We start from the raw sequence: 22,717 nt of genomic DNA on the forward strand, positions 1-22,717 counted from the left end.
ATAAACTTTTCTTTTGGGGGGGGCTGGTTATGTTGTTTAAACGACACTGGACCAAAGCGCACATAACCGGGGGGGGCGCGGGCGCGCCCCCCCCCCCCGGGCCGCCCCGGACCCGCACACCCCAGCCGCGCAACACCGGAAGCGCGGCGTCGAGCAACGCCTGGGGCACCGGCCCCGCCGGTGCGACGAGCGCGATCGTGTCGCCCTCGCGCAGCCGCGGTGGCCTCATCGCGACAGCTCCAGCCGCGGCACATCCGCGGGCTCGAAACCGAACACCTGCCCGTAGAAGGACAACTCCGCCTCCAGCACCGCGACGATCGTCTCCGCACGACGGAAACCGTGCTGCTCTCCGGGAAACGTCAGATAGGCGTGCTCGATCCCGCGCCCGGCGAGCGACGCGACGAATCGATCCGCCTGCTCCGGCGGGCAGATCTCGTCCTCCAGCCCCTGCAGGAACAACACCGGCCCGGCGAGCGTGCCGGCGTGGTGGATCGGCGAACGCTCCCGATATCGCTCGGCCGTCTCGGGCAACGGGCCGATCAGGCTGTCCAGATAACGCGACTCGAAATCGTGCGTCTCGCCGCCCTCGCCCGTCCAGCCGGTCAGATCCAGGATCGGGTACATCACCGTGCCCGCGCGGTAGGTCCGGGTCATGGTCAGCGACGCCGCCGAAGTGAACCCGCCCGCGCTGCCGCCCCGGATCCCCAGCCGCCGCCCGTCGGCCACGCCTTCGGCGACCAGGGCCTCGGCGACGGCGGCGCAGTCGGCGACGTCCACGACACCCCACTGCTCGCGCAGCCGCTCGCGGAACTTCCTGCCGTAGCCGGTCGAACCGCCGTAGTTCACCGCGACGATCCCGATCCCGCGGCTGGTGAAGAACGCGATGTCCAGTTCGAGCGAAGGGAAGTACCGGCCCGTGGGGCCTCCGTGCGCGAGCACGAGGTACGGCGGGAGTTCGCCTTCGGGCGCGGTGAATTCCGGGTTCGCCGGGGGAAAGACGTAGGCGGGCACGGATTCGCCCTCGGCGGTGGTGAACTCCCGCTCCTCCGGCCGGGGGAGGAACTCCTCGGACGGCAGCTCCGCCGACTGCGGCGTCAGCTCGCGGCGAGTGCCCTCGGCCAGGTCCACGTGCACCACGGCCGACTCGCGCACGGCCCCGGCCGCGATCCCGGCGACACCGCCCGCGTAGGCGGTCAAGCAGGTCGACGACCATTCGACGAGGTCCGCCGCGGCCGGTACCGGCGTCACCGTCCCGGCGGACTCGTCCAGCACCGCGAGCGTGCCGGCGTCCAGTACCGCGTGCCGCCCGCCGCCGAGCGGTGCGAACCAGCGCATCCCGAGCTTCCACAGCGGCCCGCCCAGTTCGCGGGACACCGGCGCCAGGTTCCGCACCGAGCCGTCGAGCCCGATCCGGTGCAGGTTCCACCAGCCGTCCGGGTCGAGCAGCGCGAGCAGCGTGCCGTCGGCCTCCCATTCGACCTGGCACACCGCGATGTCCACGCCGCCCGCCAGCACCCGGTGCGGGCCGAACGTCCCGTCCGGCGAGACCTCGGCCACGCACAGTTCCGTGCCGTCCCATGGCATCGCCGGATGGTCCCAGCCCAGCCAGACCGCGTGTGTGCCGCCGGGGGACAGCTGCGGTCCGGTCAGGAAGTGGTGGCTCGCCGTCAGTACCCGCTCGGCACCGCCGTCGATCGGGATCGCGACCAGCTCCCTGGCGACGTCCGAGCGCTTCGGCCCGACGCCGCGTTCCCGCACCGCCCACACCTCACCCGGCCGTCCCTGCCGCAGATCGCCGTACCGGACGCCTTGGGGCACTTCGGGTTCCGGCGTCAGCGCGACCACGTCACCGGACGGGTACCGAGCGTGCACGCGCTGGTCCGCCCAGTGCGTGAACACCACGGTGTCCCCGGCCACGGTCCACGGGCGGCCACCGTACTCGTGGACCCGGTTGCGCACGTTCCACGGCGCGGGCAGGACGTCCTCGGTCCCGCCGTCCGGCAGCGCCCGCACGAGTGCGACCCGCCCGCCCTCGCCGGGCCGGGCCTCGGCCCACCAGAGTTCGGCACCGACCGCGTCCAGCCACTGTGGTCCACCACCCGCCGCGGCGGCCGACGCGGCGGTGATGGGTGAGGTCCATGTTCCGTATGGGGAGATCCGCGACACGCCCAGAGGTTAGCTCCCGGCGCGCCGAAGCAGGGGCGGCGGATGCCGATCACCCTCCGGTGGCCTAGGGTCGGAGGTGTTATGTCGCGCGTAATCCACGTCTTCCGCCAGCCCGACCGGTTCGTCGCAGGGACCGTCGGCGAGCCTGGCGACCGCACGTTCTACCTCCAGGCCTCCGAGGACGTGCGCACGATCAGTGTGACCATCGAAAAACAGCAGGTGGTGGTCCTCGCCGAGCGGCTGAGCTCCCTGCTGGAGGAGGTCGCGAACCGGTTCGGCGCGGAGGTCCCCGAGGAGGTGCCCGAGGACCTCGTCGACGTCGACCCGCTCGCCGTGCCGGTCGAGGAGGAGTTCCGCGTCGGCACCATGGGCATCGGCTGGGACGCCGAAAGCAGCGCAGTCGTGATCGAGCTGCTCGCGATCACCGAGGGTGAGATCGACGAAACGGTCGTACTCGACGACACCGAGGAAGGCCCCGACGCGGTGCGCGTGTTCCTCAGCCCTGTCGCCGCGCGCGCCTTCGCCGAACGCGCCGACAGGGTCGTCAACGCCGGGCGCAAACCGTGCCCGCTGTGCGGTGAACCGCTGGACCCCGCCGGCCACATCTGCCCGCGTCAGAACGGGTACCGCCGCGACGTCGACGTCATCGAGGACTGAACCACTCGTGGCGCACATCCGGGCGGGGCACCCCGAACCCGCCGACCCCGCGGCCACCGCGCTCGTCACGCACGGCCGGATCAGCGTCGAAGGCAGGCTCGTCGACGCCTCCAACACGACCCTGTTCTGCGAGATCGAACTCGACGGCGTCACCGGGAACGTGGTGTACAAGCCGGTCTCGGGGGAGCGCCCGCTGTGGGACTTCCCCGACGGCACCCTCGCCGGCCGCGAGGTCGCCACCGCCCTGATCGCCGAGGCGAGCGGACTGGGCGCCGTCCCGCCGACCGTCCTGCGTGACGGGCCGTTCGGCGTCGGCATGGTGCAACTGTGGGTGGAGACCACCGAGGACGACGTCGTCGACGTCCGCGCTCCCGAAGCCGTTCCCGACGGCTGGCGGATCGTGCTGCACGCCCACGACCGCTTCGGCGATCCCGCCGTGCTCGCCCACGCCGATCACCCCGGGCTGCGCGAACTGGCCGCGCTCGACGTCGTCGTCAACAACACCGACCGCAAGGGCGGACACCTGCTCGCCGGGCACGACGGCCGCGTCTACGGGGTCGACCACGGCATCTGCCTGCACACCGACCCGAAACTGCGGACCGTGCTGTGGGGCTGGGTCGGCGAAGAGCTGCCAGAGGACATCGTCGAGAAACTGCGCAAGCTGCGGGTGCAGCTCGACGGCCCGCTCGGCGCCGACCTCGCCGAACACCTGACCCGCGCCGAGATCCACGCACTGGGCGCCCGCACCGACGCGCTGCTCGACGCCGGTGTCTTCCCCGAACCCGGCGACGACTGGCGCGCCATTCCCTGGCCGCTGTTCTGATGACCGAGATCATCGACGAAGCCACCCGCGCGCGGCTCATCGATCGCTTCGGCCCGGAAGTCACCGAGTGGTGCGACGCGCTGCCGGATCTCGTCGACATGTTGGTGGCGCGGTGGAATCTCGAGATCCGTGACGCGAAGCCGGGCAACACTGGACGCACCCTGCTCTGCGTGGACGGCGACGGCCGGTCCGTCGTGCTGAAACTGACGCCCGAACGGCAGATCGCCGTGGACGAGGCGACGGCCCTGCTCGCCTGGGCGGGCTGTTCGCGCGTAGTGCAGGTCCTCGACGTCGAACTCGATGTCGGGGCCCTGCTGCTGGAGGGGCTCGAACCCGGTACCCAGCTGAGCGAACGCGGCGGCGCGGTGCCCTGGGCGGAGATCGGCGAACTCATCGGCCAGGTGCACGCTGTCCCTCCGCGCGCGGAATTCCCCACACTCGCCGAACGCTGCGAGCGGATCTTCGAAATCTCGGAACGCCGATGGCGCGGCTCGGCGGCCGAACGCCACCTGCCCCATGATGTGCTGCGCGCGGCACGTGCCCGCGCCGCCGAACTCGCGGCGACCGGCCCGGTCGTCCTGCTGCACGGGGATCTGCATCCCGCCAACGTCCTCGATGGCGGGCCCGGCCGCGGCAGCGTCGCCATCGACCCACGGCCGAGTCTCGGCGACCCGGCCATCGACGTCGTCGACTGGGTACTGCTCCCGCTCGCCGAAGGCGGCGGTCTCGACGACGGGATCGACGCGCTCCGGCCTTACCTCGACGCGGATTACCAGCGGGTCCGGCAGTGGTGCGCCGCGCTGGCGCCGCTGGTCGCACTTCCCGCGCTTCGCCGCGACGCACCCAGCGCCTACACCGACACGTTGCTGCGTATGGCGTCCTGACCGGATCGTCGCGATCGGGCACGGCCTGGTGTTCGGCGCCCACGTGCGGTACAACCCGAAGATGCCCGAACCCGACGAACTGGATCGGGCGTTCGCCCGGTTGTCGGAACACGCTGCGAAGGCTCGCGAAGCCATGCGGCGATGGCAGCAGTACCAGATCTCCGCCGAACTCGCCGCGACCGAGAGGCGGATCATCCCACTGACGGCGTCCCACGATCAGGAGCGGTACCCCCGGCTGGATTATCTCGATCCCTATTTCCTCGCCGCCACCGATAAGCCGCGCCTGTTGACGGCCTTGCTCACGACCGCGCTGCAGCACACCGACGCCGAGGCGGGCAACGTGCAACTGACCGGCGCCAACGGGCTGCGGATCGTCACTCAGCGCGGCTTCGCCCCGTCATTTCTCGAGTTCTTCGCCGTGGTGGGCACCACTGGATCGGCCTGTGCCTCCGCGCTCACCCGGGCACAGGCCGTCACCGTCCCCGACGTCACGCTGAGCCCACTCTTCGACGACCGGTCGCGTGAGGTGCTGTTCGAGGCCAACGTCCGGACCGTCCGGTCGATCCCGTTGCCCGACCCCGCCACCGGCGCGGTGCTCGGCGTGCTGTCCGTCCATCACCACCGGAAGGACGGGCTCGCGGCCGTCGACACGACGCTGCTGACGGTCCTGGCCCGAGCCACCGGCCGCGCCTTGCGCTGGAACATGCTGACCGACAACGGTTTCCGCGGCCCGTGACGACGCACCCCACCGGTCACGCGCCGGGCGCGAGCGCGGTGAGGGTGCGGCGGCCGTGCTCGTCGCTGACAGCGGCGGGCAGGACGGCGATCTTGTCGAGGCCCGCGGCGGTGTAGTCGCGAATCCGTCCCCGCACGGCGTCGAGATCACCGACCAGACCGACCGCGTGAGCTGCCTCCCGGGGAAGAGCGTCGATCAACTGAGTCCGGTCGGCACCGGCGCGGGCGAGTTCGACGGCCCGGCCGTATCCGGCTTCGAGGAACATCTCGGCGTAGCCGCGCACGGTCAGACACCCGGCGATGCTGCCCAGGATCTGGGTGTACGCGGCGCCGTCGGGGTCGACCGCGGCGGGCAGCCAGGCCACCAACCGCGGCGGGGTGGTCCCGGCGGGTCGTGCGGCGACGTCGAGTTTGGCGCGTAGCCGGGCGACCTGGGCGGGGGAGACGAGATCCAGAAGCATGCGATCCGCGTACCGGGCGGCGACGGCGATCGCGCGGTCCCCGAACGCCGCCACGGTCAACTGCCCGCCAGGCGGCGGAAGCCTTGTGCCCGCAACTGCTCATCACCGGGATCGTGCAGCTGACGAGCCACCGCCTCGGCGGTCTCCGCCAGCATGGTGACGGCGTGTGCGCGCGAACGCTGGTGGATTCCTTCCACCACCCGGACGCTGGAGGTCCCCAGCGCCACCCCGGCAGGGCGCCCGGACAGCGCGGCCACCGAGCCGGTAGCCCAGCTGATCCGCCAAGCCCGCGACCGCCAGGGCCTCCTCGGGTGGCCGCTCGTCCTCCCGTCCGGCCACCACCACACCGATCTCCGCGTCCTCATTGCTCATACGCCGAGCCTGACCGCCGGACACCGTCCCAGACGAGTGGCCCGATAGTCATCATGCGAAAGAATCAGGCCACACCCGAGCGGACAGGAGTCTTCGGCGTGGCGCGGGGACGCGAGCAGGGGACGCCGCTAGCGTGGTCGGCCGTGCGTTCCCATTCGTATGACGACGTGCTGAGCGGCCCCCGCAAGCGCAAGATCCCCGAGGTTCCCGCCGAACCCGGCCTCGTGGTCGAGGATCCGGCCAGCGGATACTGCGGTGCCGTGGTGAAGATCGAGTACGGGAACGTCGTGCTCGAAGACGCCCGAGGCCGCCACCGCGTCTTCCCGCTCGCCCCCGCGGCGTTCCTCCTGGAGGGCAAGCCGGTCACACTCGTCCCGGTCAAGAACACCCGCGCACCGGTCAAGCAGGTGTCGGCGTCCGGATCGGTACGAGTGCAGGGATTGCAAGCCCGCGTCGCGCGCGACTCGCGCATCTGGGTCGAAGGCAAGCACGACGCCGAACTCGTGGAACGCGTGTGGGGACACGACCTCCGGGTCGAGGGCGTGGTCGTCGAACCACTGGACGGCGTCGACGTCCTCGCCGACCGCATCGCCGAATTCGGCACCGGCCCCGGCCGCAGGCTCGGCGTGCTGGTCGACCACCTCGTCGCGGGCAGCAAGGAATCCCGGCTGGTCGACCGGATCCGCGACGGGAACGTCCTGGTCACCGGGCACCCCTACATCGACGTCTGGGAAGCGGTGAAACCGGCCGCGGTCGGTATCCGCGCCTGGCCGCGGGTCCCGCGCGGAACCGAATGGAAGGAAGGCGTCTGTGCCGAACTCGGCTGGGGCGAACCCTATGAGGGCTGGCAACGGGTCCTCGCCGGAGTGAGCAGCTACCGCGATCTCGAGACGCCGTTGATCGGCGCCGTCGAACGGCTCATCGACTTCGTCACCGAACCGGCGTAGGCGGCCGGAATGTCCGATTCGTCCAAGGTCACGCGTCGGTCACGGCGTGTCACTTGAACGGTGCGCGCCGATGCTTTCTGAGAGCATGTGGTCATGACAGCGGCCCTCGTCTTCCTGATCCTCGGCATCGTCCTGATGATCGCCGAAGTGCTCTCCGGGGACTTCGTGCTGATCATGATCGGCGTCGGCGCGCTGTTCGGGGCCGGATCGGCCGCGCTGACCGGGAACGTCTTCATCGCCGTCGCCGTGTTCGCCGTCGCCTCGGTCGGCATGCTCGTGCTCGTGCGGCCCACTCTCAAACGCCGCTTCCTCGCCGGACCCGACGTGCGGACCAACACCGACGCGCTGATCGGCGCCCGCGCGGTCGTTCTGTCCACTGTGGATTTCGACGCCGGACAGGTCAAGATCGGCGGCGAGGTCTGGTCCGCCCGCGCGATGTCGGAGGCGCATCCGCCGATGGCGCCCGGCGTCAAGGTGACCGTGGTCGAGATCTCCGGAGCGACCGCCATCGTCGCGGAGGCACCATGAGATCCCCTCGGTGACACGCCAGGCACAGCCCAAGAAAACGGTACGAGGTAAGGGGAAACTCTCTTGACGACAATAGCGATCGTCGTGGTCGCGCTGCTCGCCCTGTTCGTGATCATCACCGTGGCCAAGGCGATCATGGTGGTGCCGCAGGCGCAGTCCGCCGTCATCGAACGGCTGGGCCGGTTCCGGACCGTGGCCTCACCGGGCCTGACCTTCCTGGTGCCGTTCCTTGACAAGGTGCGCGCCCGTATCGACCTGCGCGAACAGGTCGTCTCGTTCCCGCCGCAGCCGGTGATCACCGAGGACAACCTGACCGTCTCGATCGACACAGTCGTGTACTTCCAGGTCACCGACTCGCGCGCCGCGGTCTACGAGATCTCCAACTACATCGTAGGTGTCGAGCAGCTGACCACCACGACGCTGCGAAACGTCGTCGGTGGCATGAGCCTCGAACAGACCCTGACCTCCCGTGACTCGATCAACAGCCAGCTGCGCGGCGTCCTGGACGAGGCCACCGGCCGCTGGGGCATCCGCGTCGCCCGTGTCGAGCTGAAGGCGATCGACCCGCCACCGTCCATTCAGGACTCCATGGAGAAGCAGATGCGCGCCGACCGGGAGAAGCGCGCGATGATCCTGACGGCCGAAGGGCAGCGGGAGTCCGCGATCAAGACCGCGGAAGGGCAGAAGCAGAGCCAGATCCTCGCCGCGGAAGGGTCCAAGCAGGCCGCGATCCTCGCCGCCGAGGCGGAACGGCAGTCGCGCATCCTGCGCGCGCAGGGTGAACGTGCCGCCCGCTACCTGCAGGCGCAGGGCCAGGCGAAGGCGATCGAGAAGGTGTTCGCCGCGATCAAGGCGGGCCGCCCGACGCCCGAGGTGCTGGCGTACCAGTACCTGCAGACGCTCCCGCAGATGGCGCAGGGCGACGCGAACAAGGTCTGGATGATCCCCAGCGACTACGGCAAGGCCCTCGAAGGCTTCGCCCGCGCGCTCGGCGCTCCCGGCGACGACGGCGTGTTCCGCTACGAACCGCCCAAGGAGGACACCCCGGAGAAGCCGGAACTCGAGGACGACGAGGTCGCCGGCTGGTTCGACACCTCCAGCGACCCGAAGGTCGCCGAGGCCGTCGCGGCCGCGGAAGCGGTGGCACGCAAGGAAGTTCCGGCACTGGGCACCCCGTCCGCGCGGCCGTCGCTCCAGGCGAGCCGACCGGCCGAGCAGCCGCCGGAGGCCGCCGCGGAGCCGACCCCGCCGCCTGCCACGCCGCAGGCACCGTCGGCACCCCCGCAGTCGCTGCCGCAGCCCCAGCCGCCCGCGACGCCGCCGGGCGGGCAGTACCAGGGTCCGCCGCCGCAGACCCCGCCGCCCGGCCAGCAGTTCGGTGGCCAGGACCCGAACAGCGGCCCGTTCCCGCAGCAGGGCCCGTTCGGTGGCCCGCCGCGGCGCTGAGCTGAAGGGGACTTTCCTCCGATAACACGTGCTGAAGGGGACTTTCGTCGCATCCGATGCGAGGAAAGTCCCCTTCAGCACATCAGGAGCGCCGGTACACCGTGACGTCGTCGATATCGGCCCGCGAGCGATCGCGGAGGCCGCGGACACACAACACGGTGATCACCGCCGCGATTACAATGTACACCGAAATCGAGTACGGCGTCCCGGTCACGTGCAGCAACCAGGTCGCCAGCAACGGCGCCGGACCGCCCGCGAACACCGACGCGAGCTGATAGCCGAGCCCCGCCCCGCCGTACCGCAGATGCGTCGGGAAGCTCTCCCCGATCAGCGCCGCCTGCGGCCCGTACTGCAACGCGTGCGGCACGAACGCGAGCACCACGACGACGAAGATCGCGACGTGCCCGCCATTGGTCAGCACCGCGAAGTACGGGAACGCGATGAGCCCGGTCAGAACCGCACCCGCGAGATACACCTGTTTCCGGCCGATCCGGTCCGACAGCTGGGAAAACCACGGGATCATGGCCAGTTCGAGCGCCGCCCCGACGAGGACCGCGTTGAGCACGAACGTCTTGCTGAACTCATGCCGCGAAACCACGTACACCAGCACGTAACTGGTGAACAGGTAGAACGGCATCTGCTCGCTGAACCGCAAACCCGCCGACAGCAGGATTTCCCGCCAGTGGTGCCGCACCGCGTCCAGCACCGGGGTACGGGAGGTACGCCCCTGGAAGACCGCCGCGGCGAACATCGGCGTCTCCAGGATCTTCAGCCGGATGACCAGCCCGACCACGACCAGCAGCAGGCTCGCCAGGAACGGCAGCCGCCAGCCCCAGCTGTCGAACGCGGCGGGGGAGAGCGTCGCGGACAGCAGCGTCATCCCGCCCGTGCCGAGCACCAGCCCGACCGGGACACCGACCTGGGCGAAACTGCCGAGCAGCCCGCGTTTGCGCTGATCGCCCCATTCCATCGCGAGAAGCACCGACCCGCTCCACTCGCCGCCGATCGCGATGCCCTGGACCAGCCGCAGCAGCACCAGGATCAGCGGCGCGGCGAACCCGATCGTGGCGGTCTCTGGCAGCAGCCCGACGACGCCGGAGGAGATCCCCATCAGCAGCAGCGTGACGATCAGTGTGGCTTTCCGGCCGATCCGGTCACCCCAGTGCCCGAAGATCGCCGCGCCGACCGGGCGTGCGGCGAACCCGACGGCGTAGGTCGCGAACGACTGCATCGCCCCCGCGTAACTACTGGACGCGGGGAAGAACAGATGTGGGAAGACGAGCGCCGCCGCGGTGTTGTAGAGGAAGAAGTCGTACCACTCGATGGTGGTGCCGATCGCACTCGCCAGCGCCGCCCGCCGCACCTGGACGCGACGACCACCCGGGGATTCCGAGGCCGCCGCCGTGTGGGTGACGTCGTTGTCTCCCAAGACCATGTCCGCACACCTCCTGTGACCGATGTCACCCTATGGTGCGGGCTGGGCCTCCGTTTGACGATGACTCACCACGAAGATTTCCCGTCCGTTGTCCCCGGAGCTGAAGGACGCTTTCAGTGCGTTGGCCGTGCTGAAGGACGCCTTCAGTGCATCGAGCGCACCGAAGGCGTCCTTCAGCACATCCGGCGGTCTCAACCGCGGCGGGCAGCGGGAACGGTGGCGGCGTAGTCGGCGAGGCCGGTGGCCATTGACTGCATGAAGCGGCGCAGGTACCACTGGAAGAACCAGCGCATCCCGGGCCGGGCCAGATACGTGCCGTGCCACCGGATCCGCGTTCCGCCGCCCGGCATCTCGCACAGTTCGACGGCGGCCTGGTAGTCCCTCATCTGCGGGTTTTCCGCGCCCTCGTAAGCGAATCGGCGTCCGGGTTCGAGGGCCGTGATCCGTTCCTTGGTCACGGCCTTCCCGGTGCGGAAGGCGCGGGTCGCCCCGACGTCGTCCTGCCCGTCGGGGGAGAGGCCGTGTGACTGACCGGGTTCGAGTGCGTCCACACGCGACCATTCGGGCCAGCTCTGCGGGTCGAGCAGCAACGTCCACACCGCGGCCGGCGGTGCGGACGATTCGGCGATGACGTCGTATGACTGCATTCCAGAGTTCCTTACTTATGTTGTGCTGTCAGTAGCTGGAGAACGCAGCTCGCGGAACGCGTCCCGGAGTTCGGCCACCAGGAGATCCGGTTGTTCCAGGCCGGGAAAATGCCCACCGCGGTCCAGTTCGTGCCAGGACCGGAGATCCCGGTAGCGCCGTTCCGCCCAGCGGCGGGCGGTCGGCCAGGGGTCGGCGGGGAACAGCGAGCAGGCGGTGGGGACGGTGACGGGCCGGGCGTTCTCCTCCTCCGCGCTGCGCGGTACCCACCGCATCGCCTCCCAGTACCACCGGGCGGTCGAGGCGCCGGTGCCGGTCAGCCAGTAGAGCGCGATGGTGTCGACCTGCTTCGCCACGCTCATGCGGCTCCCGGCTTCGGGCCGGTTGTCGCCGTAGGCGGCGAACTTCTCCCCGAGCCACGCGGCCAGCCCGGCCGGTGAGTCGAGCAGGGCGTACCCGATCGTCTGGGGACGCGTGCTCATCTGCGTCCCGAAGCCGTAGCCGTCCATCAGATGCAGATCACGGCGGTCCAGCAGCCGTTGTTCGGCCGGATCCGGGGAGATCCGGTCCTCCGGCAGGGGAGACGCCAAGGGCATCGTCAGGTGCAGGCCCGTGACCCGCTCGGGAACCAGACGTGCCAGCTCGGTGCTCACCTGAGCGCCCCAATCCCCGCCGTGTGCACCGAATCGCGGGTAGCCGAGCACGGTCATCAACCCGGCCCAAGCCCGGGCGGTGCGGCCCGGGTGCCAGCCCTGTTCGCGGGGCCGGTCGCTGAACCCGAACCCCGGCAGTGCCGGAACGACCACGTGGAAGGCGTCGGCCGCGGAACCGCCGTGCGCGACCGGATCGGTCAACGGCCCGAGAACGTCCTCGAATTCGAGCACCGAGCCCGGCCAGCCGTGCGTCAGCAGCAGCGGCATCGCCGCCGGCTCCGGCGAGCGGACATGCCAGAACGCGATACCCAATCCGTCAAGACTCGCCCGGTAGTGCGGGATCGCGTTCCACTGGGCTTCTTTCGCGCGCCAGTCGTGTTCTCGCCACGCATCGAGCAACGTCTCCAGCCGCCGCAGTTCGAGTCCTTGCGTCGCGTCCGGCACGGTCTCCGGTTCGGGGAGCCGGACCCGCTCCAGGCGGGCACGCAGATCGGCCAGGTCCTGCTCGGGGATGTGAATGGCGTAGGGCTCGATCTCGGCCACCGGCTCCGCGATGGGAGAGACGTCGTTCATGGGACCAACACTAAGTACGGGTGATCGCGGTGCCCATGTGTGAGATTGCGGCGCCGCGATCAGGAATTGCGATAGACCGAGGGACGCGCCCCGGTGTGCCGCAGAAACGCGGCCGACAGTGCGCCGGGACTGGCGAAGCCACACCGTACCGCGATCTGGGCGATCGCGAGGTCGGTGTCGTGCAGCAGCCGCTTCGCCTCCTCGATCCGCAGCCGGGAGAGGTAGCGGTACGGCGTCACGCCGGTCGCGTCCTTGAAGACGCGGACGAGGTGGAAGACGCTGAGGTGGACTTCGTCGGCGATGTCGGCCAACGTGATCGGATCGGCGAGCCGATCACGCATCACCGCGACGGCCGCGCGAATTCGCGTGTCCTCCCGCGTCATCGCCTGCGGAGCCGACGGCCGTGCATGACGGGTGAGCAGGTGCATGGTCAGGAAGGCGGCCGCCGACTCGGCGTACAGATCGTCGGGCTCGCCCAGGAACCCGACCGTCCGGACCATTTCCTCGATCAGCGGGTCGCCCGCGGCGACGGACGCGGCCATGGCCTCGTAGTCCACTGTGTAGCCACCCAGTTGCGCCGCGACCGTCTCGACCGTGTCACGTGGGATGTGGACCTGAATGCTGCGCATCGCGTCGTCGCCGCGATATCCATTGAGGACGGACCGGCCGGGGACTTTCAGTTCGAGCTGCCCCGGTGTCCACAGTGAACGGCGCGCGCGGCCACCGTCCCGCGTCTCCATCACGGCCTGCCCCGCGACCGGCAGCACCAGGTGCAGATCCGCGATGGCGGGCAACTGCATGTCCTCGGCGACCGAGACATGCTCGAACCGCTGCACGAGCAGCGACTGCCAGCCCGTGTCCTGCCAGCTGCAGTACGTCCGGCGAACGTAGCGATCCATGTCGAAGCCGACGTAGGGCTGGAGGTCGAACCGCGCGGAATCGAACACCATGCCGTCAAGATTACCGACCGCCCGCCGCGGTACCGCTTCGTTTCGCCTGATCGAGCCGCTGAGTTGCCTCATCGGCCCCCGCGTGGGCGGATCATCGCGACCGGTAGCTTCGCTACGCACTGCTGACCTTCGCGAACACCATGGCCGCCGGACGGCGCGGCCGGGACGGGAGCCTGTCGTGACCACCGCACTGATCATCGGTGACCTCCAGCGAGGCATCACCGGCGGCTACCCGTTCGCCAGGGAAGTCCTGCCGCCGCTCACCGAACTGCTCCCGCGCGCCCGCGCGGCCGGTGCACTCGTGGTGTTCGTGCGCTTCGCTGTGCGGGGCAACGGCACGGACCTGCCGCCGGGCAACGCGATGTTCCGGAGCTTCTACGAAGCCGGCGACGACTTTCACCAGGGATCGGCCGGAACCGAGATCGATCTGCCGGTCGCCGACGAGGACGTCGTCGTGCTGAAACGCCGCGCCAGCGCGTTCGCCGGCACCGATCTCGACCTCGTGCTCCGGTCCAACGGCGTGGACACCCTCGTGATCGCGGGCGTCGCGACCAGCGCGATGGTGGCCGCGACGTGCTACGACGCCGCGGATCGCGACTACCGGGTGACCGTGCTGCGGGACGGATGTGCCGACGGTGATCAGGCGACGCACGACTTCTTCATGGACAAGGTCTTCCCCAGCCGGGGATTCGAGGTCGTGTCCTGCGCCGAGTGGTCTCTCGGCTGAGGGCGGCGCGTTCGCACTTGACGCGTAGGAAATCTCCTACTTATTGTGGCAGGCATGAACATCAGCCATGTCCAGTTCCTCACCGTCCCGGTCGCCGACCACGCCAAGGCGCGCGACTTCTACGTCGGCACGCTCGGGTTCGAGCTGCTCCTCGACCATCGTGGCCCGCACGGCCAGTTCGTCATGGTGGCCCCGAAGGGCGCGCAGACGGGGCTCGTCCTCGTCGACTACCAGGTCGGCGGCCTCGACCTCGTCGGCCCGCTGCACATCCAGCTGCACACCGGCGACGTCGACGCGGATGTCGCCGAGCTGCGGGATGCCGGCGTCGAGGTCGAGGACCCGCAGAAGATGCCGTGGGGCAGGGCGACATCGATCAAGGACCTCGACGGAAACGCGATCAGCCTGCTGGAGCCGTCCGAGTTCGGGAACCGGCCGCGCTAGTGCCGGTCCACGACGACGTCTTCGCCGCGCTGGCGAACCCGGCCCGGCGCGAGGTGCTGCGCCTGCTGCTCGACGGTCCGATGGCCGCCGGGCAGCTCGCCGAGCGCTTCGACATGCGCCGTCCGAGCCTGTCCGAGCACCTTCGTGTCCTGCGGGAGGCCGGCCTGGTGACCGAACAGCGACAGGGCCGCAACCGCGTGTACTCGCTCGACGCCGGTCCACTCGAAGAGGTTTCGGCCTGGCTCACCCCGTATGAACGTTTCTGGCGGGCGAAACTCGCCAACCTGCGTGACCTGCTGGACGAGGAGGACCTGTGACCGGACCCGCCGGCAACGACGAGGATCCGACGGCGATCCATGTCGATCAGTTCCTGCCGCATCCGGCGCGCAAGGTGTGGCGCGCGCTCACCGAACCGGCGCTGCTCGAACGCTGGACCAATATGCCCAACGACATCAAACCCGTTGTGGGACACCGGTTCGAGCTGATCGCCGAGCCGGTTCCCGCCGCCGGGTTCGCCGGCGGGCCGGTGGCGTGCGAGGTGCTGGAGGCCGATCCCGAACGCGTGCTCAGCATCCGCTGGGGTCCACAGTGGACTGTGACGTGGCGGCTCGTGCCGGAGGGGCGCGGGACCCGGCTGCTGCTGACCCACGAGGGGTTCGACCCGGACGACGAGTTCCAGCGGATCTCCCGGCGGATCATGGGCGGGGGCTGGCGTTCGCACGTCCCGAAGGCCCTCGCCCGCCTGCTGGACGCGCTGCCCGATTGAGCAGGTCTACCATCGACGCTCGTGACGGATGCGAAACCGCTGCGCGCCGATGCCAGGCGTAACCGGGCCCGGGTACTCGAAGCCGCGGAGAGCGTGTTCGCCGCCAAGGGAACCGGTGCCCCGACCGAGGAGGTCGCCCGCGCGGCCGGGGTCGGGATCGGCACCGTGTTCCGGCATTTCCCGACCAAGGAAGCGTTGCTGGAGGCCGTGCTCTACGCGCGGCTGAACCGGTTCGTGGACGAGGCCGAGGCAGTCGTGGCGGCGAATTCCGCGGATCCGGGTGGCGCTTTCTTCGATTTCCTTACCAGCTGGATTGAAATGGCGAGCGCCAAGAATGCCTATTTCGAGGCGCTCACCGCGGCCGGCGTCACGGTGCCCACGACCGGATCGGTCGTGGGCATCCGGCTCGTCCACGCGCTGGGCGTCATCCTGCGGCGCGCGCAGGAAGCCGGCGCGGTGCGGGCCGACCTGCACACCGACGAGCTGATCCCGGTCATCATCGGCACCGCGAAGGCGGCCGAACACGTCGGCGCGGACCGGGAACTGCGGTGCCGCACCGTGAAGATCATGTTCGACGGCCTTCGCCCGGCTCGTCACTGACCTTCCGGGACCGCCGCCGCGCCGAAGGGTTCGAGGCGCGGCCGCTTCGGGCTGAGCGTGTCGCCCGAGGATTCGCCGCGCAGCCTGCGCCGCAGCCACGGCACCGCGTGTTCCTTGCTCCACTGGAGGTTCTGGCTCCGTCGTTCCTGGGGACTGAGGACGACACGGGGGCCGAGCGTGGCGGGCGTGAGCCGGTGCGGCGCGCCCAGCGCGTCGAGGACCGCGATGGCGATCTCGGTGTGTCCCAGCGCGTTGAGGTGGAGGCGGTCGGGTGCCCACAGCCGCCGGTCGCGCAGCTGCCGCATCGCCCACATGTCCACGAGCAGCGCGTCGTGCCGTGCGGCGATTCCACGCACGAATTCGTTGTAGATCGCCACCCGGCCCCGGATCTTGCGGAAGAGCGCGTCCTCGACACCGTCCACTCCGGTGAACAGCACGACCCGGGCGCCGCTGGCGCGCAGCCGTCCGACGGCCTGCTCGTAGGACTCGGCCAGCGCGTCGATGTCGACCTTCGGCCGCATCAGATCGTTCCCGCCCGCGTAGAGCGTCACCAGATCGGGACCGAGGTCGAGTGCGGGCCGGAGCTGCTCGGCGAGCACCTGCCTCAGGAGCTTGCCGCGGATCGCGAGGTTGGCGTACCGGAAGCCCGGCTCGTGGGCGGCGAGTTGTTCCGCGACACGGTCGGCCCAGCCGCGGACGCCGTTCGGCGCCGCGGGATCGTCGTCGCCGACGCCCTCGGTGAAAGAGTCACCTAAACAAACTAAGCGGTTGCTCACCACGGCAGTCTATGCGGCGGCCCGCACGCCTCGCCGGGGGAGGTGGTCACGCGCTGAGACGCCGGGCGCGATGTTCGGCGACGTGCACCCGTGTCGCGCAGCGGGCCGTGCAATACCGGCGGCGGCCGTTACGCGAGACGTCCACATAGGCCGTTCCGCAGCCCTCGCGAGCGCAGACGCCGAGCCGCTCGGGATCCTCGCAGACCAGATGGGCCAGGCCGCCCGCGGTGAACGCGCGGACCCGGCTCACCGGATCGGCGTGCTCGCTGGCGTAGTGCAGATGGGGCGGTTTGCCGTCGTGGCGGGAGATGTACGGACGGCAGGCCGCGGTCGCGAGCAGCGCGTTCACCAGGTCGACGCGGTCATCGGGAGCGGCGGCGAAAACGGGCAGCAGCCGCTCGCCCCACTCGAGGATTCGCGCCGTCTCGTCGGCCGTCGGCGGCGCCGGTGTCATCCCACGGTCCAGTACGAGCGCGCGGGCCTCGTCATCGGCGCCCCGCGCGGCGAAGTTCGCCAGGTCGGCGGCCAGCTGCGCGGCGGGCCCACCGTAAGGGTTGAAATGCACAAACTCATTACATCACGATCGGGGTATGAACGAGAACAGGTGTCCCCGGTGTGGTTGGCCACTCGCGGAACTCCCGGCGCGCCAGTCGGTTTCGCAGGGCAGCGTCGACTACACGCGCTGTTTCTGTGGAAGCTGGCTGGTGCGGGTCGACGGCTGGGTCGTCGGTGCCACGCGGCCGTCGCCGTAGCCGGACAATGGCGGCTTCGGGAAAGGGCGCGGCGCACTCACTCGTCGTGCCTCCACTGTGGACAGTGTGCTCGGCGCGTCACGCCGGCGCGACGTGACCGAGAAGCGCCACCAGTGGTTACGTGCCGGGTGTTGCCACCTGTTTCACCTGACCGGCGGCTGACGCCACACCGGCCGACGTCGTCAGATGGGCAGCATGAACCGAACCCGTCTCGGTGCGGCACTGGCCGCCCTTCCGCTGGCGGCCAGCCTGTTCATGACTGGCGGCAGCGCACTCGCCACCAACGGTCTCATCTACGTGTGCCAGAGCGCGTCGACGCTGGGGAGCGGCCCGTCCTTCCCGGCTGTCATAGGTAACAGCTGCACTGGTACGCCGGACTCGGGTATGGGGGTGATCGTCGACAAGCTCGACCGGATCAACTACTCGTGCTCCGTGGTTCAGGGTGTGGGAACCCAAGGCGTGCTGATCGTGCACGGGAACCACTGCCGGGCCGGCTGACCGGCCGGTGCCGCCGACGGTCAGTCCCGGCTCGCGCTGCCGATGATGATGGGCCGCACCGTGAGCAGGCCGAGTGGCAGCGTCGAGTGTTCGAGCCGCTCGACGGTCAGCGGGGAGTCGCGCAGGATCCGCTCGGTGCGCCGGTTCGGGTAACAGCCGGCCGCGAAGTAGCGGTGCGGCACTTCCAGCGCGTCCTGCACGGCTCCGATGAGGCTGCCGTCCGCGCCCCGGACGTGCTCGATGAACAGATACCGGCCACCAGGACGCAGCACGCGGTGGATCTCCGCGAGCGCCCGGACCGGGCTCGGGACGGTGCAGTGCACGTACGTACCGACGACCGTGTCGAAGGATTCGTCCGGAAACGGCAGGTTCTCGGCGCCGGCTTCGGTGAGTTCCCACGCGCCGACCGGTGGCGGGCTCGCCGCCAGCTTCCCGCGCAGGTGCCGCCGCATGTGCGGGCTGGGTTCGGTGACGATCAGCTCCGACACCGCATCGGTGTAGTGCGGCAGGTTGTAGCCGCTTCCCGCGCCGATCTCGCAGGTGCGGCCCCGGGCGTCCGCCAGCAGCTCCCGCCGCGTCTCGCTGTGTCCGGCGCGCTCGGAGAGTCCCATGAGGATGGGGTAGTAGAAGCCGAACATCCGCTCGTTGAGGCCCCAGGGATCACGCATGTCCCCACGCTACCCGCGGTCGGTCCGGTATCCGTGGTTCCCGGTATGGCGAGCCAGGACGTCGCGGGCGATCTCGGCCAGGCGCCGGCCGCTGACCTGGTGGGCGATGCGCATTCGCCGGAACGCCTCGTCGAGACTGATGCCGTGCGCCTCGGCCAGGACTTCCGCGGCGACGGCGTCGATGTTCTTGTCGTTCGCGTCGAAGTCGATGACGAAGTCGGTATCGAGGTCGGCACGGAGCACCACCGACGCCATTTCGGCGAACGCCTCGGCGTCCGCGATCGTGGCGGCGGACGGGACATGACCGGATCGCCGATAGCAGGTCAAGGTTCCCATGACCCTGTCGGCGGTCTGGAGGGGAAACGCGAAGACCCCCGCGATGCCGAGTTCGGAAGCCGCGTCGGTGTAGTCGGGCCAGGAGATGCCGTGGGCCGACAGATCGGACATGAGGACCGGCTTCCCGGTGAGGAACGCGGCGACCGAGGGCCCTTCGCCGGCGGCCAGTTGTAGTTCCTCCGCATACCCTGCCCACTCCTCGCTGGCGGCGAGCCGATGGTGTGACCACCTCGACGCGCGCAGGGTGACGGCGACCGCGTCGATCCCCGGGAGCTCCTCCGCCGCGGCGGCGCAGACGGCGGCCGCGCAACCGCCGCGCCGTGCCTCCCGCGCGGCGTGGACGATGCGGTGCCACAGCACGTCTCGGTGGGTCGAAACGGCCCGTGCGGAGGCGAGCGCGCGGTCGTAGCGCGCGGCGGCCAGCGCCGCGCGCCGCAGTACCGCCGATGGCTGCTGCAACTCTGCGGCCAGAGCCACCGCGTTGCCGTCCGTGAAAAGGTCTTGCACCGCCGTGATGTCCTCGACGTGGTGCAGGGCCCCGACGACGTGCCCGTCGTTGTCGGTCAGGGGAGAGTTGACCGGGCCCCACGTCTTGGTCCGGAACACCCCCGGATTGCGGGAATCGGGGATGTCGTAGCGTTGCACCCCCATGTCGTGCGCCGTGCTTCGCCGGAGCACCCGCTCCAGCGAAGCACTCAGATTGCGTACCCCGGTGGCATCGGGGTCTGCGGGGTTGTCCGGGAACGCGTCGAACATGAACGCGCCGATCAGCTCCTCGGGCGAACGCCCGGTGGCACCCAAGTACGCCGGATTGGCGGCCTGGATCCGCAGATTCGCGTCGAGGACGAGATAGGGCGCGGCGGTCACCCCGAACAAGGCGCTGTCGGCCACCGACCTCAAAGCCTCGTGCACGACTCTCACCTCGCATACCGCACGGCCGTCAGGTATCCAAGATAGCGTCAGAGGTCCAGTGCGCCCGCGGCGTTGTCCTTCCACTGGTCCACCCGCCGGATGTACTCGTAGAGCGCGCGGCTGCCGCGGACCCACCGGCCCTGGTCGGCGATGGCGAGATCGTCCGCCCCGGCCCGCCGGGCCTCGGTCGCGAACCCGGAGCGCAGCGAGTGCCCGGTCACCGCGTAGGGCAGCCCGGCGCGTACCCCCGCGCGGCCGAGGATCTGGTTGACACCGGCAGTGGTCAGCGCCTGCGTGCCGACGTTGCCGTGCCGGTCGATCCGGCGGAACGCGGGACCCGGCTCGTCGCGGCCGAGTTCCGCGGCCGCGAGCCAGGCCCGCCACGCGCGCACCGGATCGGTTTCGGGATGCTCGCGGCGGGGGACCACCATGTCGCCGATGCTCTTGCCGTGCCGGACCGTGACGGCCAGGCCGCGGTCGTCGGGCTGGACGACGTCGGTGACGAGCAGATTCACCAGATCCGAACTGCGAGCGGCGATCGGGAACCCGATGAGCAGCATCGCCCGGTCGCGGAGCCCGGCGACGGTGTCCGGGCAGGCCCGCGACATCGCCCGCAGATCGGCGAGGGTGACCATGGTCGCCTTGCCCCTGCCCCGGCGGACACCCTGCTGCGCGAGACGCTGGCGATAGCCCTTCAGCGCACGCCACGCGGCCCGGCTGGCCTCGGCGTCGACGGTCACCTGGTGCTGACGCAGCCCGGCGAGCGCGCCGGTGAGCCGCCGTTCGATGGTCGCGGGAGCGGCGGGCGCCGCGCGTTCGGGTACCGCGGGATCGGCACGCTCGCCCGGACGTAGTGTGCGCCCGCGCTCCAGCCACACCACGAACCCGGTCAGCGCGCCGATCGAACCCGACAGCAGCGGGATGCCGAGTTCGGCGGTGTAGTCCTCCCACACCTGCCAATCCTGCGCGTACGCCTTGAGCGTGTTGGCAGGCCGCTGAGTCTCGACGTGCTGGGCCGCCGCCTGATCGAGCCGCGCCAGCCGTTCCGACGGGGTCGCCGCGTCGAGCGCGGCCGGACGCGTCACCGGCTCGAGGTCCACGGGCTGCCCAGTCACTTCGCCGACCTTAGCTCAGCGGTCGGTGGGCAGATAACCGCCGAGGACGTCCGCCTCCGCGCGAAGCCGATCGGCGTCGTCGCCGCGGCCGAGCCGCTCGTACTCGGCGGCGGAGGCCGTACGCTCGCCGACCTCCCGCGCGACGATCTCACGCACGTCGTCTTCGGTCAGGTGACGCCGCTCGACCTCGGCGGCGCCGAGGCCCACCGCCGCACCGGCGACGTGCTCGCCGCTGACCTTCTGGGACTGCTCGACGGGGACGGCTTCGGCGTTCTCGATGGCTGCCAGGGCCGAGCGGAGCGCCGCGATGGCGACCCGGTCCCGGTCCTTGATGGCGGCTGTCAGACCACGCCTGAGCTCGGTACGCATAGGAGAAAGCTAACCGACCCCGGCGAGAGCGTCGAATCGTTTCCCCGGAAGTGTCCACTAAGGAGGGTGTATCCGACGGTGCTGGTTTTGGAGCACGTGCTCTGTTATGGTTCCCGCATGGCCCGCCCTCGCGTTCACGACCTGCATCAGGTGCTCGACACCGCCGAGCGACTGGTCGCCGAGATCGGTGCGGGGAAGGTCACCGTGCGGACGCTCGCGGCGGCCGCCGGTGTGCCGAACGGCACGATCTACCACGCCTTCGGCTCGATCAGTGCGTTGCTGGGCCAGGTCTGGCTGCGCGCGGCCACCGATTTCCTCGACCTGCAGACCGAACTGGTCGAAGCGGCTCTCGGCGACGCCGGGGACAGCGCGGCCGCGGTGGTCGCGGCCGCCGACACCGCCGCCGTGTTCGCGCTCCGGCGCCCGGCCGCGGCCCGGATGCTGCTCACCGTCAAAAAGGACGACCTGCTCGGCCCGCAGCTGCCTGCCGAAATCGCCGATGCCTTGCTGGCACTGGACAAGAGGGTCGTGGCGCTGCTCGTCCGGCTGACCCACCTGCGCTGGGGACGTCGCGACGGCGCCGCCGTCGAGGTGCTCACCACCTGCGTGGTCGACCTGCCCACGGCCTTGTTCCGGCGGGCACTGACCGGCCCCCTGGACAGGCCGGCGCCGATCGGCGCCGACGCACGGGAACGGCTCGCCGCCGCCGTCCGCGCGGTGCTCTCCGTCCCGCCACCGCCCCGTACCCACCCCGCCAGACCGACCACAAAGGACTGACCGTGCCGGAACTACGCAACCAGGGCCCCGTTTTCGTGCTCGACCTCGGGGACGACGAGAACCGCTTCTCCCCGGAGTGGCTCAAGACCGTCCACTCGCTACTCGACACCGTCGCCGACAGCACCGACCCCGCCGCGCTGGTCACCACCGGCGGCGGCAGGTTCTACTCCAACGGGCTCGACCTGGAGTGGCTGATGGGCCACGGCGACCAGGCGGAGAGCTACCTCGCCGAGGTGAACGAGTTGTTCGCCCGCGTGCTCACCCTCGGCGTCCCGACCGTGGCCGCGATCAACGGTCACGCCTTCGCAGCGGGCGCGATGCTCGCCCTGGCACACGATTTCCGCGTGATGCGGGCCGACCGGGGCTACTTCTGTCTTCCCGAAGTCGATATCACCATCCCCTTCACCCCGGCGATGGCCGCGCTCATCCAGAGCAAGCTCACCCCGGCCGCCGCGATCGAGTCGATGACCACCGGACGGCGCTTCGGTGGTCCCGATGCCAGGGAGCTCGGCCTGATCGACGCCACCGCCGAGGCGGCCGAACTGGTCGAGACCGCCACGGAGCGCGTCCGCGCGCTGGCGGGCAAGGACCGCGGCACCCTCGCCGCCATCAAGTCCACGATGTTCGCCGCCGCGCTGGCCGAACTCCGGGCCCCGGTGGCGAAACCCGTCGGCTGACGCGTCTGGGGGTGGGACGCATCGGCAG

29 protein-coding genes and 1 pseudogene are annotated in these 22,717 nt (G+C 70.2%); 16 read left to right on the forward strand and 14 right to left on the reverse strand.

The features are described from left to right. Both ACFWY9_RS13925 and ACFWY9_RS13930 read right to left on the reverse strand, forming a co-directional pair. A pseudogene (locus ACFWY9_RS13925) lies at positions 1–229 on the reverse strand (hypothetical protein); the annotation flags it as partial. Continuing rightward, positions 226–2,166 (reverse strand): prolyl oligopeptidase family serine peptidase, encoded by a 1,941-nt coding sequence (locus tag ACFWY9_RS13930; protein ID WP_378339012.1) that lies wholly within the window; start codon positions 2,164–2,166, stop codon positions 226–228. The gene ACFWY9_RS13930 and the pseudogene ACFWY9_RS13925, both read right to left, overlap by 4 nt. 81 nt (positions 2,167–2,247) lie before the next feature. On the opposite strand from ACFWY9_RS13930, the gene ACFWY9_RS13935 reads away from it, so the two are divergent. The 4 genes from ACFWY9_RS13935 to ACFWY9_RS13950 all read left to right on the forward strand — a co-directional run bounded on the left by ACFWY9_RS13935 (position 2,248) and on the right by ACFWY9_RS13950 (position 5,266). Next, on the forward strand, positions 2,248–2,823 hold the full coding sequence (locus ACFWY9_RS13935) for a DUF3090 domain-containing protein (protein WP_378323333.1): 576 nt from the start codon (positions 2,248–2,250) through the stop codon (positions 2,821–2,823). A gap of 7 nt (positions 2,824–2,830) precedes the next feature. Beyond that, a complete protein-coding gene (locus ACFWY9_RS13940; RefSeq protein ID WP_378339013.1) occupies positions 2,831–3,646 on the forward strand; it encodes an SCO1664 family protein in 816 nt (271 codons plus the stop codon). Further along, entirely contained in the window at positions 3,646–4,530 is an 885-nt protein-coding gene (locus ACFWY9_RS13945) for an aminoglycoside phosphotransferase family protein (protein WP_378339014.1), read from the forward strand. Before ACFWY9_RS13940 ends, ACFWY9_RS13945 begins: the two co-directional genes overlap by 1 nt. A gap of 61 nt (positions 4,531–4,591) precedes the next feature. Continuing rightward, the gene (locus ACFWY9_RS13950) at positions 4,592–5,266 is read left to right on the forward strand and encodes a GAF domain-containing protein (RefSeq protein ID WP_378339015.1); all 675 of its coding nucleotides are present in this window, start codon (positions 4,592–4,594) and stop codon (positions 5,264–5,266) included. A 16-nt stretch (positions 5,267–5,282) separates the two neighbouring features. Here ACFWY9_RS13950 and ACFWY9_RS13955 read toward each other — a convergent pair whose 3' ends face one another. Further along, positions 5,283–5,780, reverse strand: coding sequence for an LLM class flavin-dependent oxidoreductase (locus ACFWY9_RS13955; RefSeq protein WP_378323328.1), 498 nt, complete (start codon positions 5,778–5,780; stop codon positions 5,283–5,285). A gap of 2 nt (positions 5,781–5,782) precedes the next feature. After that, positions 5,783–6,091: a hypothetical protein gene (locus tag ACFWY9_RS13960; protein ID WP_378323326.1), complete on the reverse strand. Its 309-nt coding sequence runs from the start codon at positions 6,089–6,091 to the stop codon at positions 5,783–5,785. Positions 6,092–6,241: 150 nt separating this feature from the next. Here ACFWY9_RS13960 and ACFWY9_RS13965 point away from each other — a divergent pair, with 150 nt between their 5' ends. The 3 genes from ACFWY9_RS13965 (at position 6,242) to ACFWY9_RS13975 (ending at position 9,019) form a co-directional block, all read left to right on the forward strand. Next, positions 6,242–7,045 (forward strand): DUF3097 domain-containing protein, encoded by an 804-nt coding sequence (locus tag ACFWY9_RS13965; protein ID WP_378323325.1) that lies wholly within the window; start codon positions 6,242–6,244, stop codon positions 7,043–7,045. Between the two features lie 93 nt (positions 7,046–7,138). After that, positions 7,139–7,573: an NfeD family protein gene (locus tag ACFWY9_RS13970; protein ID WP_378339016.1), complete on the forward strand. Its 435-nt coding sequence runs from the start codon at positions 7,139–7,141 to the stop codon at positions 7,571–7,573. A 63-nt stretch (positions 7,574–7,636) separates the two neighbouring features. Then, positions 7,637–9,019 (forward strand): SPFH domain-containing protein, encoded by a 1,383-nt coding sequence (locus tag ACFWY9_RS13975; protein WP_378323323.1) that lies wholly within the window; start codon positions 7,637–7,639, stop codon positions 9,017–9,019. An 82-nt stretch (positions 9,020–9,101) separates the two neighbouring features. On the opposite strand, the gene ACFWY9_RS13980 is transcribed toward ACFWY9_RS13975, so the two are convergent. The 4 genes from ACFWY9_RS13980 to ACFWY9_RS13995 form a co-directional block, all read right to left on the reverse strand. After that, positions 9,102–10,454, reverse strand: a complete 1,353-nt coding sequence (locus ACFWY9_RS13980) for an MFS transporter (RefSeq protein WP_378339017.1) — start codon at positions 10,452–10,454, stop codon at positions 9,102–9,104. A 191-nt stretch (positions 10,455–10,645) separates the two neighbouring features. After that, complete coding sequence (locus ACFWY9_RS13985) at positions 10,646–11,101, reverse strand: SRPBCC family protein (protein WP_378339018.1); 456 nt, start codon at positions 11,099–11,101, stop codon at positions 10,646–10,648. Positions 11,102–11,116: 15 nt separating this feature from the next. After that, positions 11,117–12,325 carry an epoxide hydrolase family protein gene (locus ACFWY9_RS13990; RefSeq protein WP_378323321.1) on the reverse strand — a complete coding sequence of 403 codons (1,209 nt, stop codon included), beginning with the start codon at positions 12,323–12,325 and terminating at the stop codon, positions 11,117–11,119. A gap of 59 nt (positions 12,326–12,384) precedes the next feature. After that, positions 12,385–13,275: a helix-turn-helix domain-containing protein gene (locus ACFWY9_RS13995; RefSeq protein ID WP_378323320.1), complete on the reverse strand. Its 891-nt coding sequence runs from the start codon at positions 13,273–13,275 to the stop codon at positions 12,385–12,387. A 178-nt stretch (positions 13,276–13,453) separates the two neighbouring features. Here ACFWY9_RS13995 and ACFWY9_RS14000 point away from each other — a divergent pair, with 178 nt between their 5' ends. The 5 genes from ACFWY9_RS14000 to ACFWY9_RS14020 are packed head-to-tail and all read left to right on the forward strand — an operon-like array spanning position 13,454 to position 15,809. Then, positions 13,454–14,002, forward strand: a complete 549-nt coding sequence (locus ACFWY9_RS14000; protein WP_378323319.1) for a cysteine hydrolase family protein — start codon at positions 13,454–13,456, stop codon at positions 14,000–14,002. 54 nt (positions 14,003–14,056) lie between these two features. Further along, positions 14,057–14,443 (forward strand): VOC family protein, encoded by a 387-nt coding sequence (locus tag ACFWY9_RS14005; RefSeq protein ID WP_378339019.1) that lies wholly within the window; start codon positions 14,057–14,059, stop codon positions 14,441–14,443. Further along, a complete protein-coding gene (locus tag ACFWY9_RS14010) occupies positions 14,443–14,760 on the forward strand; it encodes a metalloregulator ArsR/SmtB family transcription factor (protein ID WP_378339020.1) in 318 nt (105 codons plus the stop codon). Before ACFWY9_RS14005 ends, ACFWY9_RS14010 begins: the two co-directional genes overlap by 1 nt. Then, a complete protein-coding gene (locus tag ACFWY9_RS14015) occupies positions 14,757–15,209 on the forward strand; it encodes an SRPBCC domain-containing protein (RefSeq protein ID WP_378323314.1) in 453 nt (150 codons plus the stop codon). The genes ACFWY9_RS14010 and ACFWY9_RS14015 overlap by 4 nt, the downstream gene beginning before the upstream one ends. Before the next feature lie 21 nt (positions 15,210–15,230). Beyond that, positions 15,231–15,809, forward strand: a complete 579-nt coding sequence (locus ACFWY9_RS14020; protein WP_378323313.1) for a TetR/AcrR family transcriptional regulator — start codon at positions 15,231–15,233, stop codon at positions 15,807–15,809. On the opposite strand, the gene ACFWY9_RS14025 is transcribed toward ACFWY9_RS14020, so the two are convergent. Then, the gene (locus tag ACFWY9_RS14025) at positions 15,803–16,585 is read right to left on the reverse strand and encodes an SGNH/GDSL hydrolase family protein (RefSeq protein WP_378339021.1); all 783 of its coding nucleotides are present in this window, start codon (positions 16,583–16,585) and stop codon (positions 15,803–15,805) included. The genes ACFWY9_RS14020 and ACFWY9_RS14025 overlap by 7 nt on opposite strands. 46 nt (positions 16,586–16,631) lie before the next feature. Next, complete coding sequence (locus ACFWY9_RS14030; RefSeq protein ID WP_378323311.1) at positions 16,632–17,150, reverse strand: CGNR zinc finger domain-containing protein; 519 nt, start codon at positions 17,148–17,150, stop codon at positions 16,632–16,634. 25 nt (positions 17,151–17,175) lie between these two features. On the opposite strand from ACFWY9_RS14030, the gene ACFWY9_RS14035 reads away from it, so the two are divergent. Both ACFWY9_RS14035 and ACFWY9_RS14040 read left to right on the forward strand, forming a co-directional pair. Then, positions 17,176–17,337, forward strand: a complete 162-nt coding sequence (locus ACFWY9_RS14035) for a hypothetical protein (protein WP_378323310.1) — start codon at positions 17,176–17,178, stop codon at positions 17,335–17,337. Between the two features lie 195 nt (positions 17,338–17,532). Next, the gene (locus ACFWY9_RS14040; RefSeq protein WP_378323309.1) at positions 17,533–17,835 is read left to right on the forward strand and encodes a hypothetical protein; all 303 of its coding nucleotides are present in this window, start codon (positions 17,533–17,535) and stop codon (positions 17,833–17,835) included. Between the two features lie 20 nt (positions 17,836–17,855). Here the strand turns inward: ACFWY9_RS14040 and ACFWY9_RS14045 are convergent, their stop codons facing one another. From ACFWY9_RS14045 to ACFWY9_RS14060, 4 genes are read right to left on the reverse strand one after another with little or no spacing between them, the layout of a single operon-like run. Beyond that, positions 17,856–18,503 carry a class I SAM-dependent methyltransferase gene (locus ACFWY9_RS14045; RefSeq protein ID WP_378323308.1) on the reverse strand — a complete coding sequence of 216 codons (648 nt, stop codon included), beginning with the start codon at positions 18,501–18,503 and terminating at the stop codon, positions 17,856–17,858. Between the two features lie 9 nt (positions 18,504–18,512). Next, positions 18,513–19,751, reverse strand: a complete 1,239-nt coding sequence (locus ACFWY9_RS14050; RefSeq protein WP_378339022.1) for a PAS domain-containing protein — start codon at positions 19,749–19,751, stop codon at positions 18,513–18,515. Between the two features lie 47 nt (positions 19,752–19,798). Then, positions 19,799–20,866, reverse strand: coding sequence for a tyrosine-type recombinase/integrase (locus tag ACFWY9_RS14055; RefSeq protein WP_378339023.1), 1,068 nt, complete (start codon positions 20,864–20,866; stop codon positions 19,799–19,801). A 15-nt stretch (positions 20,867–20,881) separates the two neighbouring features. Continuing rightward, the gene (locus ACFWY9_RS14060; RefSeq protein ID WP_378339024.1) at positions 20,882–21,235 is read right to left on the reverse strand and encodes a GatB/YqeY domain-containing protein; all 354 of its coding nucleotides are present in this window, start codon (positions 21,233–21,235) and stop codon (positions 20,882–20,884) included. Positions 21,236–21,352: 117 nt separating this feature from the next. Here ACFWY9_RS14060 and ACFWY9_RS14065 point away from each other — a divergent pair, with 117 nt between their 5' ends. Together ACFWY9_RS14065 and ACFWY9_RS14070 are read left to right on the forward strand one after the other, a co-directional pair. Further along, positions 21,353–22,012, forward strand: coding sequence for a TetR/AcrR family transcriptional regulator (locus tag ACFWY9_RS14065; protein ID WP_378339025.1), 660 nt, complete (start codon positions 21,353–21,355; stop codon positions 22,010–22,012). A gap of 2 nt (positions 22,013–22,014) precedes the next feature. Further along, positions 22,015–22,689, forward strand: a complete 675-nt coding sequence (locus ACFWY9_RS14070) for an enoyl-CoA hydratase-related protein (protein ID WP_378323302.1) — start codon at positions 22,015–22,017, stop codon at positions 22,687–22,689. The last annotated feature ends 28 nt before the right edge of the window (positions 22,690–22,717 follow it).

It is taken from the genome of Amycolatopsis sp. NPDC059027, from assembly GCF_042739735.1.
GTDB lineage: Bacteria > Actinomycetota > Actinomycetes > Mycobacteriales > Pseudonocardiaceae > Amycolatopsis.

Bases quoted from the DNA above. Each gene is read 5' to 3' on its own strand.
- ACFWY9_RS13935 (WP_378323333.1), top strand. From the start codon at position 2,248: ATGTCGCGCGTAATCCACGTCTTCCGCCAGCCCGACCGGTTCGTCGCA.
- ACFWY9_RS13945 (WP_378339014.1), top strand. From the start codon at position 3,646: ATGACCGAGATCATCGACGAAGCCACCCGCGCGCGGCTCATCGATCGC.
- ACFWY9_RS13950 (WP_378339015.1), top strand. From the start codon at position 4,592: ATGCCCGAACCCGACGAACTGGATCGGGCGTTCGCCCGGTTGTCGGAA.
- ACFWY9_RS13960 (WP_378323326.1), bottom strand. From the start codon at position 6,091: ATGAGGACGCGGAGATCGGTGTGGTGGTGGCCGGACGGGAGGACGAGC.
- ACFWY9_RS13970 (WP_378339016.1), top strand. From the start codon at position 7,139: ATGACAGCGGCCCTCGTCTTCCTGATCCTCGGCATCGTCCTGATGATC.
- ACFWY9_RS13980 (WP_378339017.1), bottom strand. From the start codon at position 10,454: ATGGTCTTGGGAGACAACGACGTCACCCACACGGCGGCGGCCTCGGAA.
- ACFWY9_RS13985 (WP_378339018.1), bottom strand. From the start codon at position 11,101: ATGCAGTCATACGACGTCATCGCCGAATCGTCCGCACCGCCGGCCGCG.
- ACFWY9_RS13990 (WP_378323321.1), bottom strand. From the start codon at position 12,325: ATGAACGACGTCTCTCCCATCGCGGAGCCGGTGGCCGAGATCGAGCCC.
- ACFWY9_RS13995 (WP_378323320.1), bottom strand. From the start codon at position 13,275: ATGGTGTTCGATTCCGCGCGGTTCGACCTCCAGCCCTACGTCGGCTTC.
- ACFWY9_RS14005 (WP_378339019.1), top strand. From the start codon at position 14,057: ATGAACATCAGCCATGTCCAGTTCCTCACCGTCCCGGTCGCCGACCAC.
- ACFWY9_RS14035 (WP_378323310.1), top strand. From the start codon at position 17,176: ATGAACGAGAACAGGTGTCCCCGGTGTGGTTGGCCACTCGCGGAACTC.
- ACFWY9_RS14040 (WP_378323309.1), top strand. From the start codon at position 17,533: ATGAACCGAACCCGTCTCGGTGCGGCACTGGCCGCCCTTCCGCTGGCG.
- ACFWY9_RS14045 (WP_378323308.1), bottom strand. From the start codon at position 18,503: ATGCGTGATCCCTGGGGCCTCAACGAGCGGATGTTCGGCTTCTACTAC.
- ACFWY9_RS14060 (WP_378339024.1), bottom strand. From the start codon at position 21,235: ATGCGTACCGAGCTCAGGCGTGGTCTGACAGCCGCCATCAAGGACCGG.
- ACFWY9_RS14065 (WP_378339025.1), top strand. From the start codon at position 21,353: ATGGCCCGCCCTCGCGTTCACGACCTGCATCAGGTGCTCGACACCGCC.